This window comes from Pantoea sp. K16, from assembly GCF_048452805.1.
Classification (GTDB): domain Bacteria; phylum Pseudomonadota; class Gammaproteobacteria; order Enterobacterales; family Enterobacteriaceae; genus Pantoea; species Pantoea agglomerans.
Window position 1 is genome coordinate 72,470 of the sequence record NZ_JBLWNV010000015.1, and the last position, 12,822, is coordinate 85,291.

Genomic DNA, 12,822 nt, shown 5'->3' on the forward strand with positions numbered 1-12,822 from the left:
ATCATATGCCGCCCATCTTCATGGCGATGTCATCAGAGGAGAGCACCATGGCCCACAATGAAACGTGGTATGAAACCCTTCATGCCGGTTTTGGCCAGTATTTCACGGTTGATAAAGAGCTGTACCGTGAGAAGACTGCGCATCAGGATTTAATCATTTTCGAAAATGCCGCGATGGGCCGCGTAATGGCGCTGGACGGCGTCGTTCAGACCACCGAACGCGACGAATTTATCTACCATGAAATGATGACCCACGTTCCGCTGCTGGCGCACGGCGCGGCGAAGAGCGTTCTGATTATCGGCGGCGGTGACGGCGCAATGCTGCGTGAAGTGTCACGTCATCCCGGGATCGAAAAGATTACCATGGTGGAGATCGATGCAGGCGTGGTGACCTTTTGTCGCCAGTATCTGCCGAACCACAGCGCGGGTGCCTATGACGATCCGCGCTTTACGCTGGTGATTGATGACGGGGTGAACTTCGTTAATCAGACGCAGGAAAAGTTTGATGTCATTATCTCCGACTGCACCGATCCGATTGGTCCGGGCGAGAGTCTGTTTACCTCGGAATTTTATGCCGGGTGCAAAGCGGCCCTTAATGAAAATGGCATCTTTGTGGCGCAGAATGGCGTCTGCTTCCTGCAGCAGGATGAGGCCGTTAACAGCCATCGCAAGCTGGGACATTACTTTGCGGACGTCAGTTTCTATCAGGCGGCGATTCCGACCTACTACGGCGGCATTATGACCTTTGCCTGGGCGAGTGATAATCCGGCGCTGCGCCAGCTCGACACCGCGACCTTAAAGGCGCGTTTCGAGGCCGCTGGCCTGACCTGCCGTTATTACACGCCAGCAATCCATACCGGCAGCTTTGCCCTGCCGCAATATCTGTTGAATGCGTTATCTGCCGCGTGCTGATAGTGCATTTCTAAGGGGGTGAACGAAATTGCAAAAGCTAAAACTACATGGCTTCAACAACCTGACGAAAAGCCTGAGTTTTTGTATTTACGATATTTGCTATGCGAATACTGAAGCTGAACGCGATGGTTACATCGCCTACATTGACGAACAATATAACGCTAACCGTCTGACGGAAATCCTGACTGAGACCTGCTCCATTATCGGGGCTAACGTGCTCAACATTGCGCGCCAGGATTATGAACCGCAGGGGGCCAGCGTCACGATTCTGGTCAGCGAAGAGCCGATCGATCCGAAAGATATCGATAACTCAGAGCACCCCGGTCCGCTGCCCAACTCGGTGGTGGCTCATCTCGATAAAAGTCATATCTGCGTGCACACCTATCCGGAGAGCCATCCGGCAGGCGGCCTGTGCACCTTCCGTGCGGACATTGAAGTCTCAACCTGTGGCGTCATTTCGCCACTGAAAGCGCTGAACTATCTGATCCACCAGCTGGAGTCAGATATTGTCACCGTCGATTACCGGGTGCGCGGTTTTACCCGTGACGTGAAAGGGATGAAGCACTTCATCGATCACGAGATCAATTCGATTCAGAACTTCATGTCTGAAGATATGAAAGCGATGTATGACATGGTGGATGTGAATGTCTATCAGGAAAACATCTTCCATACCAAGATGTTGCTGAAAGAGTTCGACCTTAAACACTACCTGTTTAACACCCGCCCGGAAGATCTCACTCCGCAGGAGCACAAGCGCATTACCGATCTGCTCTGGAAAGAGATGCGCGAGATCTACTACGGCAGAAATATCCCCTCAGTGGGCCTGAAGACCCTCTGATTATCAGGCGCGCAGCGTTATAGATCATAACCTGCGCGTCTCCTTCCCTCTTGTTACTTCTGCTTTTTCATCACGGCAACCGCCGGAATTCCCTGATCGCCAGCAATAATTTTCCTGTCCGGGCGTGCTACTTTCAGCGCTGAACGCTTATTTCTTAATCCACGACAGGCAAAAAAAATGGCAAGAATTAACATCATTGATTTCGATGCCGTCCCGGACGCCACTTCACTTTCCACTCAGGCGATACAGCACGCGATCGACAGCGCAGCAGAAGGCGACACGTTGCTGATCCCGGCAGGCCGCTTTCTGACTGGTGCGCTGTTTTTGAAAAGTGAGATGACGCTGGAGCTGGCAAAAGATGCCGTATTACTCGGCAGCCAGCGGCTGGAGGATTACCCGGAAATCGCTACCCGCGTGGCGGGGATTGATATGGTCTGGCCCACAGCAATGCTTAACATCAATCAGTGTCGCAATGTCACCGTCTGCGGCAGCGGCACTCTCGATGGCCAGGGCGCGGTCTGGTGGCATAAGTTCTGGGGCGACGATGAAAACAGCGGAATGCTGGCGGACTATACCCGCCGCGGGCTGCGCTGGGTGGTGGATTACGACTGCAGGCGCCCGCGTAATCTGGTGGTTTATCAGAGCGAATGCGTGACGCTACAGGACTTTACCTCAAAGGATTCCGGCTTCTGGAACCTGCACGTCTGTTACTCGAAACAGGTGAATTTGCAGAGACTCAATGTGATGAACGCCACCGGCCCCAGCACTGACGGTATTGATATCGACTCCAGTCAGTTAGTTCGCGTTGAGGGCTGTACGGTCTCCTGTAATGACGACAATATCTGCGTAAAATCGGGGCGCGGCGCAGAAGCGCAACAGCTGGCCAGAACCGCGCGCGATATTATTATTCGCGACTGCACATTGCTGAAAGGCTCGGGCATCACCCTGGGCAGCGAAACCTCTGGCGGTATCGAAAATGTCATCATCGAACATAACCGCTTCTCCGGCACCGGCGTCGGCTTCCGCATCAAGTCAGCCCGCAATCGCGGCGGCTGGATTAAAAACATCATTGTTCGCCATCTGATAATGGAAGATGTCGGCTATCCGTTTATGCTGCAGCTGAACTGGTTCCCGCAATACAGCTACAGCGAGCAGCCTGCCGACACAGAACAGCCATCGTACTGGCGTAAGCTGGCCGCGGGCGTCACGGGCGATGCCGGGCTGACGAGAGTAGAGAATATCCGCATCAGCCATATCAGCAGCAGCCTGACTCAGCCCACGACCTTTTCCCGCGCCTTCTTTATTGAAGGCACGCCGGAAAATCCGATTGAGCAGCTGAGTTTCAGCGATATCACGCTGCAGGCGCAGGAGTTTGGCAAAATAGCGGGCGTAAATAATCTGAGGTTTGAACGGGTTACGGTGGACGCACCCGCGATTACGCGTGAAGAAAATGATACCTACGCGCGTTAACGGCGCGTTTTAACGGCGAGAGATAAAAATAAACGCGCGGTGCTGCTCTCGTCCTGCTGATCAGGTCAGAGCAACACGGCGCGTTCTGTTCAGGCGGAGGTCAGCGCCAGCGTAATCCCGCGCTGCTGGGGAAGCTGGTTCTGAACGCCCGCACACGCTTATGGCAACTGCATGTGGCCGCTGTAAATTATTTTACGCCCCGGTGGGGCTGGCGACAGTATTGGGCTTCTGGGCAGCCGAACGGCTATGGGACGCATTCAGTATGTAGCCACCACATCGGCGATGATCGGCATGATGCGCAGCCGGGCTGCTGAGTTCGCCCGGCCTTATAACCGTAAAGGATTGCCTTACTGTCTTACCGTACGGGTTTGCCGTACTGGTTCATAAACTGGCGATAAGCAGCGATCACCAGCTGAAAATCTTCAATGCCGCAGAATGAGAGGCTCTCTTCGTCATAGTAGTTCATCCCCTCTTCCATACCGTCATCTTCCAGAGCCAGCAGGTTGGCGCGGATCATCACCTCCTCTTCATCCAGCAGAATGGTGTACTCGCTGCCGATCCGCTGCCACTGACGTACGCTGCCTTTGACATCTTCAATGGCGGCTTCAACTTCATCCAGCAATCCCGGATCGTTTTTGACCTCTTCGTTGAACCAGTGGCCGACCGCTTCATGATCCATCGACATGCGAACCTTAATCTGTCCGGTCACATCGCGTAAAAATTCATATTCCATCGCCCGTTCCTCTCAACGTCGTCGTCTCACCTGGTAAGTGTCCGTGCTGCTCTCGCGGCAAAGTGTGACACGTCGCGCATTATTACAGGCTGTCTGCCGAAAGCCAGCTTTTGATCGTCTCTCTACCCCATGCTGAGACGAAAAAAAGGGGCGAATCATCGCCCCTTATTCATGCCTGCAAGGTGAAGAATCAGACCGCGGTCTGGAAAATCACACCATCAGCTTTGTCGGTGTACTGCGTCAGCTGGTCGAAGTTGAGATAGCGATACGTGTCGCTGGCCGTTTTATCGACCTGCGCCATGAATTGCTGATACTCATCCGGCGTTGGCAGTTTGCCAAGCAGAGACGCGACCGCAGCCAGCTCCGCTGACGCCAGGTAGACGTTAGCGCCGTTACCCAGACGGTTCGGGAAGTTACGGGTCGAAGTCGAAACCACCGTCGAACCATCTGCAACACGTGCCTGGTTACCCATGCAGAGTGAACAGCCCGGGATCTCGATACGCGCACCGCTTTTGCCGAATACGCTGTAGTAGCCTTCTTCGGTCAGCTGTGCCGCATCCATCTTGGTTGGCGGTGCCACCCACAGACGGGTTGGCAGCTGGCCTTTGTGGCTATCCAGCAGTTTACCCGCAGCACGGAAGTGACCAATGTTGGTCATGCATGAGCCGATAAACACTTCGTCGATCTTCTCACCCTGAACGTCAGAGAGCAGACGTGCATCGTCCGGATCGTTTGGCGCACAGAGGATTGGCTCTTTGATTTCAGCCAGATCGATTTCGATCACGGCGGCATATTCAGCATCGGCATCCGGCTCAAGCAACTGAGGATCGGCCAGCCATTTCTCCATACCTTCAATGCGACGCTCCAGCGTACGACGATCGCCGTAGCCTTCTGCGATCATCCACTTCAGCAGCACGATGTTGGAGCTGAGGTATTCGATAATCGGCGCTTTATCCAGCTTGATGGTACAGCCCGCAGCGGAACGTTCTGCTGACGCATCGGACAGCTCAAACGCCTGCTCGACTTTCAGATCCGGCAGACCTTCAATCTCCAGGATGCGACCAGAGAAGATGTTTTTCTTACCTTTCTTCTCAACGGTCAGCAGACCCTGTTTGATGGCATACAGCGGAATGGCGTGAACCAGATCGCGCAGGGTAATGCCTGGCTCCATCTTACCTTTGAAGCGCACCAGAACCGATTCCGGCATGTCGAGCGGCATTACGCCAGTCGCGGCGGCAAACGCCACCAGGCCTGAACCCGCCGGGAAAGAGATGCCGATAGGGAAACGGGTGTGCGAGTCACCACCGGTACCGACGGTATCCGGCAGCAGCATACGGTTCAGCCAGCTGTGGATAATGCCGTCACCCGGACGCAGTGACACACCACCGCGGTTCATAATGAAGTCTGGCAGCGTATGGTGCGTGCTCACATCCACCGGCTTCGGATACGCGGCGGTGTGACAGAACGACTGCATCACCAGATCGGTCGAAAAGCCCAGGCAAGCCAGATCTTTCAGCTCGTCACGGGTCATCGGGCCGGTGGTATCCTGCGAGCCAACCGAGGTCATCTTAGGTTCGCAATAGGCACCCGGACGAACGCCGGTCACGCCACAGGCGCGGCCAACCATTTTCTGCGCTAGTGAGAAACCACGGGTGCTCTCCGCGACATCTTTCGCCTGACGGAATACGGTGCTGTGCGGCAGACCCAGCGACTCGCGCGCTTTGGTGGTCAGGCCGCGACCGATGATCAGCGGAATACGGCCACCGGCGCGCACTTCGTCAATCACTACTTCGGTTTTGAGCTCGAAGCTGGCCAGCAGCTCATTGGTTTCGTGGTTGCGGACTTCGCCTTTGAATGGATAGATGTCGATCACATCGCCCATGTTCAGGTTATTTACGTCCACTTCAATGGGCAGTGCGCCCGCATCTTCCATGGTGTTGAAGAAGATGGGTGCAATTTTGCTGCCCAGCACCACGCCGCCGCCTTTTTTATTTGGCACGTTCGGGATGTCGTCGCCCATAAACCACAGCACCGAGTTGGTGGCGGATTTACGTGAAGAACCGGTTCCGACAACATCACCGACATACGCCAGCGGGAAACCTTTGGTCTTCAGAGCTTCGATCTGTTTGATCGGGCCGATATTGCCCGCGTCATCAGGCTCAATGCCTTCACGGGCATTTTTCAGCATCGCCAGGGCGTGCAGAGGAATGTCTGGACGTGACCAGGCATCCTGGGCCGGAGAGAGATCGTCGGTGTTGGTTTCGCCAGTGACTTTAAACACGGTAACCGTGATCTTCTCTGCCAGTTCAGGCCGTGACAGATACCATTCCGCATCTGCCCAGGATTGCATCACCTGCTTCGCGTATTCATTACCCGCTTTCGCTTTCTCTTCGACATCATAGAAGTTGTCGAACATCAGCAGCGTGTGTGAAAGGGCTTTCGCGGCAATCGGAGCCAGTTTGCTATCGTCCAGCGCCTCAATCAGCGGATGAATATTGTAACCGCCCTGCATGGTGCCAAGCAGTTCAACCGCTTTTTCAGAAGATATCAGAGGAGAGGTTGCTTCGCCTTTGGCGACAGCCGCCAGGAAACCGGCTTTGACATACGCCGCTTCATCGACGCCAGGTGGGACGCGGTTGACCAATAAATCGATCAAAAATTCTTCTTCACCCGCAGGTGGATTTTTTAGCAGTTCAACCAGCGCGGCCATTTGGGAAGCCTCTAAAGGCTTAGGTACAATTCCCTGGGCAGCACGCTCGGCAACGTGCTTACGGTATTCTTCTAGCACGACGTTATCCTCGCTCTCATTATGTAGGGCTTTCCGACCACCTTGCTCACTTATGGAGAACAATCTTCCCTTTCTCGTCCAGGTTGAGGTGCCCGGTTTCGCGGAGGGCAGAATAGCAGTATTTCGTCTGTTTGTTAATCTGTTTACAAAAATACAACATAATCCACTACGGCCATTCTGCCCGCTTAACTCCCTGCATCAGCCAGCTGAGTCGGCTGAATGGGTCTCTCTGCAGCGTACCGCATTCCACACAAATGGCTGCAGGTTTATGTCAGTTTTGCCGTGGCTTTAGCGAAGTGATTCAGGGAAATAGATAACTGGCAGGAATAGAAGCCGGCGTGTTTATGGGGTACAGCGGAGTTGAGCTCAGGAGGATAACAACACCAGGCCGGAAATCAGCCTGATGCAACTGACACCGAATCTGTCCTGCTGATTACTACTGATAAAACCCTGGTCGGTAAATCTCTTTTCCATCCTCGCAAGTTACACGTCAGAAGCTACAAGACAGAAACTGCTATTCAGAAGAGGTCGTCATGACCTCTTCTGTGCATGCTTAATTTTTCAGATTTTCCGGAAAATTGGCGGGCAACTGGTCAGGCGGACAGTCGATCACGCTTTCGTTATTTTCACCCACATCACGGATTACGGTCAGCGTTGCGAACTCATCAATCACTTCGGTTGGATAAGCCGGACCCGCTTCGCGGAATTTTGCCATCTCTTCCAGATGATCATTCTGGAAGCAGACGGTTTTCTCCGGATTATTCATTACCCAGCGCGGGAAGAAGATGGTGCCGTGGAAAATTTTATCAGCCAGATTAACGGCCAGGCTGACATCGGTTCCGGTTGGTTCAGTCCAGGAAACTTTATAGACATCCTGCGCCAGACGAACGACATAGACATGCTGATTTTTAACCCAGCGATTACCGACCATACCGCTGTGAATGCGATAGTCGATGGTGCTGGCATTTTTAATGTAGAGCTCGTAATTCCAGCCGTTGTCATAGGTGTAAACCAGATGTTTGCCGACGATGCCAGACAGGTCATGTTTATCGAAAGTGCTCATGGTTAATTCCTCATTTGTTTTCCTTGAGGAGATTATTGCGCGTTACAAAACAGATGAATAACGCTATTTTTAGCACTAAATAATTTAATTTTTAGATGAGTGAGCATGTACAAGACAACACTCGAACAGTGGTATCTGCTCGACGCAGTAGTGAATGAGGGGAGTTTTGCGCTGGCAGCGGAGAAGAACAATCGCAGCCAGTCCTCACTGAGTTATCAGCTGAGCCTGTTACAGCAGCGGCTGGGTTTGACCCTGCTTCAGCAGGAGGGCCGCCGCGCTGTCCTGAGTGCAGAGGGACATCAGTTGCTCGCGCAGGTGCGTCCGCTGCTGGAGGGATTCGGCGCGCTTGAGGCGCAGGCCAGTGCACTGCAACGCGGCGAGCGTTCGCGCATCGATCTGATGGTCGATGCGACTCTACCCAAACCCTTGCTATTCGATGTGCTTCAGACCTTTCAGCAACGCTATCCGCATGTCCGCATCTGGTTTAGCGAAATCGTCCGAAGCGAAACGCCTGACAGACTGGCGGAAAATCAGGCTGATCTCTGGCTGGTGGCACAATATGGCGACACGCCGTTAGCAGGCGAAAGCCTGATGAGTGTCGATTTCGTCGCCGTCGCCCATCGCGACCACCCGCTGCACCGCGAACCCGCCCCGCTTAATGCTGCTACGCTGGCACGCTGGCCCTGCATTACCATTCTGGATCGTCAGCAACAGCAGCAGTCGGAGGTCAATGGCGATCAGGCGGAGAACTGGTCATTCACGACGCTGTCGGCAGCCATTGAAGCGGTCCAGCATCAGTTAGGTTATGGCTGGCTGCCGGAACAGAATATCACCGCGCAGTTAGAAAGCGGTGAGCTCCGTCCCCTGCCGCTGTTACAGGGCCGCCGACGCAGTAGTTCGCTGGTGATGTATATCAATGAAGAAAGACTGCCCGGCAACAGCGCCATTACTGCCCTGGCACAGATGTTTATTGAACGAGTGGCTGCATGGGAGATGCGTGGTTAGATGAAGGTTAGCTTGCTGCCTAATCTTCTGAGAATTCGACTGCCCCTGTGCCACAGTGCCACAGTCCAGCATCCCATATTCTGTTTGACCGGGTTTACTGGAAACAGTGAAAGGGATAAGCCAGACCTTAGCCGGCCCCTGAATTTTAGCATCCAGGAAGGTTATGCCCTGCTGATCTGCAGCCCTCTTCGCTACCTCCCAGGAACTCCACCTATCCTGATGTTTAAGCCAGGAGCCCCGGTAATTTTGTCATAACAGTCGAATTGCTTTGTGATGAGTTTCGGGAATGGCAGAAAAGCACGCTCGAACTTATAGTCAGTCAACCCGGGAGACTGCTTCAGCGCACTGTCTGATGAGCAGCGCCTGCGTTCCATTAAATTTGCTAAGCCCTGTAGTGCAGGGCTTAACGTTGCCGAGCCGTTTTCTGACATCAAAATCAGTGACGAATCTGTGAAAGTTCATCTTCTGAGAGACCGGTCATTTTCATGACGGTGTTACGGTCGATGCCGTTCTGCAGCATAGTGCGGGCAACCTCGAGTTTGCCTTCATTTCGGCCTTTCTCGATTCCACGCTGTTCACCAAGCTGAATACCTTTCTCGATGCCCTTCTGCTCCAGCTGCTGTGCGATGGTCATAAGTGCGTCTCCGTGTTGCGGCACTCGCTGTGCCAGTTCGCGCACGAAGGCTTCGGAGTCAGCCGACTCGCCTGCCTGCAGTAAATAGTGTATCAGCGCTGTTACCTGGGGTGAAGAAAGATAATCAGCCATCAGTAACGTGGCCAGCCGATCGGTGAGAGTCGCGATGTCACGCTGATGAATGTGCTTCTGTAACAGCGTCAGCGCCGCCATGCTGCGGTGCCCCATGATTTCCTCATCCGGGATCACCGTGACATCCACCAGTGGAAAGGCGCTGCCATAGAGGTTTTCCGCCAGCGAAGGGTCTTCAAATTCGTCGAGCCAGCGTGTTGAATACGGATAAGGGCTGCGTTTGCCGGTATAGAACAGTACCGGTATAACCAGCGGCAGCTGCTTATGGCCCGCTTCAAGGTGGCGGTGCATAGCCGCCACAGCGTATCGCATCAGCCTGAATGCCATATGCCTGTCCGGCGTAGACTGATGCTCAACCAGGACGTGTATGTACCCATCCCCGTTACTGGTCTTCAGGCTGTAGAGGATATCGCTGAAATACTGGCGAAGATCGTCTTCAACGAACGAACCGGATTCAAGTTTCAGGGTGCTGAGGTCGCATATAGCGCGCAGTTCGGCGGGCAGATGCAGTTCCATGAAGTCGCGGGCAATGTCCGGCTGTGAGAGAAACTGGCGGAAAGTGGCATCGTGAGGTGTGGGAGTGCTGTTCTTTTTTTTCATCGGGCCTGACTCTGATATTCACATTCGTAGGGGATCACAGGCCAGATGTCTGGCCACCTCCATCATCAATGCGGTTTATCCCCGCTTGAGCGGGGAACACTCTTAATGTATGTAGCTGTAAAATATGATGATTTTACCTTCATAAAAAAATCACCACTAAATTCACGTATTTAAAGATCAGTAACTCACTGATTTATAAGAGTCAGGAAGAGAATCAGCAGCAGTCCATCCAGATTCACCGGAATATGCATTCTTACGCCGGTTTTATCAATCTGGATAAAAGCATCATCAAAGACATCAACCTGACCATACGGGAGAAAGATCATAGCAATGGCTTAAGGGGTAAAAACTCATAAACGGTGCCTTTTGATTCCTCTGCCACCAATAAATTTAGCTATCGCTCAGACTTACTTTTGAGGCCTGTTAATTGGAGCAGTAATACGCTCAAGCGCTACCTGAGCCAGAAAGCCCGAGCGACTTTTGTATTCCGGGTGTGAAGCCACACAACGATCAATCCGATCAATTAACGACCTGGGTAAAGTGACATTGATTTTTTCAGAGCCGCCCAGCAAACGAATGACATCTACATCAACCAATGCCCAGATATAACCCTGATATTCAGGATTCGTGGCCAGAGTCTCAATGGTGGACACGGCAGGGATCTCATGACCGAGTTCTACACATAATTCGATATGCCCTGTGATAGCCTCTTTGGCGTTTTTAATGGCTTCATCAAGAGTATCCCCGGCAGAGAAACACCCTGGTAAATCGGGAACGATTACGCCGTATGCGTGTTCGTGATCACCCGCTTCAATCGCGATTGGATAAAACATATTCATACCTCTACGGGCAAGCGGGATTAAATTCTCGCTTGTTTCCTGATGCTCTTTACCGTACCGATCGGTAAGTCTTTTTTAGGATGGGGTACTGTAACCAGCCCCGGTTTTGTCGGATGTGTGAAATGGTGATGGCTACCGTTTATCCCTGTCAGAACCCAGCCATCAGCCTTCATTTCGGAAATTAACGTGCTGCTATCCATCCCTGTGTCCTGTCGCGTCCCGATGAAAGCACGATAACTCTAATAACTCTCACAGGCAACGTTTTCAGGGTTATTGGGGTTACCTTTAGTCTTAACCTAAATCGATTCTTGCCATACAGCACCAGAGTCCAGGCGAAAAAAAAGCCCCCAAAACGGGAGCTTTTTTCTTTAGTAGCAGAAACTTATTTCTTCTTCGCTTTCGCGTTAGGCAGATCGGTGATGCTGCCTTCGAAGATTTCTGCCGCCAGACCGACTGACTCATGCAGGGTCGGGTGAGCGTGGATGGTCAGCGCAATATCTTCCGCATCACAACCCATCTCAATCGCCAGACCGATTTCGCCTAACAGCTCGCCGCCGTTAGTACCGACAATCGCGCCACCAATAATCCGGTGCGTCTCTTTGTCGAAAATCAGTTTGGTCATACCGTCTGCACAATCAGAAGCGATAGCACGGCCTGAGGCTGCCCACGGGAAGGTGGAGGTCTCGTAGCTGATGCCCTTCTCTTTCGCTTCTTTCTCGGTCAGACCGACCCAGGCAACTTCTGGCTCAGTATAGGCAATTGAAGGGATCACTTTCGGATCGAAGTAGTGCTTCAGACCGGAGATCACTTCTGCCGCCACGTGGCCTTCGTGCACGCCTTTGTGCGCCAGCATTGGCTGACCGACGATGTCGCCGATAGCATAGATGTGTGGCACGTTGGTGCGCATCTGCTTGTCGACGCGAATGAAGCCGCGATCGTCCACTTCCACGCCCGCTTTACCGGCATCCAGACCTTTACCGTTCGGCACACGACCGATCGCCACCAGCACCGCGTCATAACGCTGCGCTTCGCCTGGTGCTTTTTTACCTTCCATTGAAACGTAAATGCCATCGTCTTTTGCTTCAACGGCGGTCACTTTGGTTTCCAGCATCAGGTTAAATTTCTTGCTGATTTTCTTGGTAAAGACTTTCGCCACGTCTTTATCCGCAGCCGGGATAACCTGGTCGAACATCTCAACCACATCAATCTCTGAACCCAGCGCATGATAAACCGTCGCCATTTCCAGACCGATGATGCCGCCGCCCATGACCAGCAAGCGCTTCGGCACTTCTTTCAGTTCCAGCGCATCGGTAGAGTCCCAGACGCGTGGATCTTCATGTGGAATGAATGGCAGTTCGATTGGACGTGAACCCGCAGCGATAATGGCATTATCGAAGTTGATGGTGGTCGCGCCGCCTTCTCCTTCAACCACCAGGGTGTTAGCACCGGTGAATTTGCCGAGGCCGTTAACCACGGTGACTTTACGACCTTTTGCCATTCCTGACAGGCCGCCAGTCAACTGGTTGATAACCTTCTCTTTCCAGCTGCGAATCTTGTTGATATCAGTAGATGGCTGGCCAAACACAATGCCGTGCTCTTCAAGGGCTTTCGCCTCTTCAATCACTTTAGCAACGTGCAGCAGCGCTTTAGATGGGATACAACCGACGTTCAGACAAACACCACCCAGGGTGCTGTAACGCTCTACCAGTACGGTTTCCAGACCTAAATCCGCACAACGGAAGGCTGCAGAGTAACCTGCAGGACCTGCCCCAAGTACTACGACCTGGGTTTTAATCTCTGTACTCATCA

The 12,822-nt window shown here is 52.9% G+C and carries 11 protein-coding genes and 1 pseudogene; 4 read left to right on the forward strand and 8 right to left on the reverse strand.

Going from position 1 to position 12,822, the window contains the following annotated elements:
• Positions 1-47: 47 nt before the first annotated feature.
• The 3 genes from speE (at position 48) to ACK13D_RS18710 (ending at position 3,219) form a co-directional block, all read left to right on the forward strand.
• On the forward strand, positions 48-911 hold the full coding sequence (gene speE / locus ACK13D_RS18700; RefSeq protein WP_010253980.1) for a polyamine aminopropyltransferase: 864 nt from the start codon (positions 48-50) through the stop codon (positions 909-911).
• 28 nt (positions 912-939) lie between these two features.
• Positions 940-1,749: an adenosylmethionine decarboxylase gene (gene speD, locus ACK13D_RS18705; protein WP_010253978.1), complete on the forward strand. Its 810-nt coding sequence runs from the start codon at positions 940-942 to the stop codon at positions 1,747-1,749.
• Positions 1,750-1,926: 177 nt separating this feature from the next.
• Complete coding sequence (locus ACK13D_RS18710) at positions 1,927-3,219, forward strand: glycoside hydrolase family 28 protein (protein WP_397322661.1); 1,293 nt, start codon at positions 1,927-1,929, stop codon at positions 3,217-3,219.
• A gap of 355 nt (positions 3,220-3,574) precedes the next feature.
• Here ACK13D_RS18710 and yacL read toward each other — a convergent pair whose 3' ends face one another.
• From yacL to ACK13D_RS18725, 3 genes are all read right to left on the reverse strand, one after another.
• Positions 3,575-3,952, reverse strand: a complete 378-nt coding sequence (gene yacL / locus ACK13D_RS18715; RefSeq protein WP_010253973.1) for a protein YacL — start codon at positions 3,950-3,952, stop codon at positions 3,575-3,577.
• Positions 3,953-4,142: 190 nt separating this feature from the next.
• On the reverse strand, positions 4,143-6,740 hold the full coding sequence (acnB, locus tag ACK13D_RS18720; RefSeq protein WP_031593569.1) for a bifunctional aconitate hydratase 2/2-methylisocitrate dehydratase: 2,598 nt from the start codon (positions 6,738-6,740) through the stop codon (positions 4,143-4,145).
• 553 nt (positions 6,741-7,293) lie between these two features.
• On the reverse strand, positions 7,294-7,803 hold the full coding sequence (locus ACK13D_RS18725; RefSeq protein WP_010253965.1) for a phenolic acid decarboxylase: 510 nt from the start codon (positions 7,801-7,803) through the stop codon (positions 7,294-7,296).
• Between the two features lie 105 nt (positions 7,804-7,908).
• Between ACK13D_RS18725 and ACK13D_RS18730 the strand changes: the two genes are divergently transcribed.
• Positions 7,909-8,808 (forward strand): LysR family transcriptional regulator, encoded by a 900-nt coding sequence (locus ACK13D_RS18730; protein WP_050679554.1) that lies wholly within the window; start codon positions 7,909-7,911, stop codon positions 8,806-8,808.
• 436 nt (positions 8,809-9,244) lie between these two features.
• On the opposite strand, the gene ACK13D_RS18735 is transcribed toward ACK13D_RS18730, so the two are convergent.
• The 5 genes and pseudogenes from ACK13D_RS18735 to lpdA all read right to left on the reverse strand — a co-directional run bounded on the left by ACK13D_RS18735 (position 9,245) and on the right by lpdA (position 12,820).
• The gene (locus tag ACK13D_RS18735; RefSeq protein ID WP_033770970.1) at positions 9,245-10,174 is read right to left on the reverse strand and encodes an Rpn family recombination-promoting nuclease/putative transposase; all 930 of its coding nucleotides are present in this window, start codon (positions 10,172-10,174) and stop codon (positions 9,245-9,247) included.
• A 236-nt stretch (positions 10,175-10,410) separates the two neighbouring features.
• A pseudogene (locus ACK13D_RS18740) lies at positions 10,411-10,500 on the reverse strand (CRISPR-associated protein Cas1); the annotation flags it as partial.
• Between the two features lie 81 nt (positions 10,501-10,581).
• Complete coding sequence (locus ACK13D_RS18745; RefSeq protein WP_033756573.1) at positions 10,582-11,007, reverse strand: type II toxin-antitoxin system HicB family antitoxin; 426 nt, start codon at positions 11,005-11,007, stop codon at positions 10,582-10,584.
• 26 nt (positions 11,008-11,033) lie between these two features.
• Positions 11,034-11,213, reverse strand: coding sequence for a type II toxin-antitoxin system HicA family toxin (locus ACK13D_RS18750; RefSeq protein WP_010253953.1), 180 nt, complete (start codon positions 11,211-11,213; stop codon positions 11,034-11,036).
• Between the two features lie 182 nt (positions 11,214-11,395).
• Positions 11,396-12,820 carry a dihydrolipoyl dehydrogenase gene (gene lpdA, locus ACK13D_RS18755; RefSeq protein WP_418796980.1) on the reverse strand — a complete coding sequence of 475 codons (1,425 nt, stop codon included), beginning with the start codon at positions 12,818-12,820 and terminating at the stop codon, positions 11,396-11,398.
• Positions 12,821-12,822 lie beyond the last annotated feature (2 nt).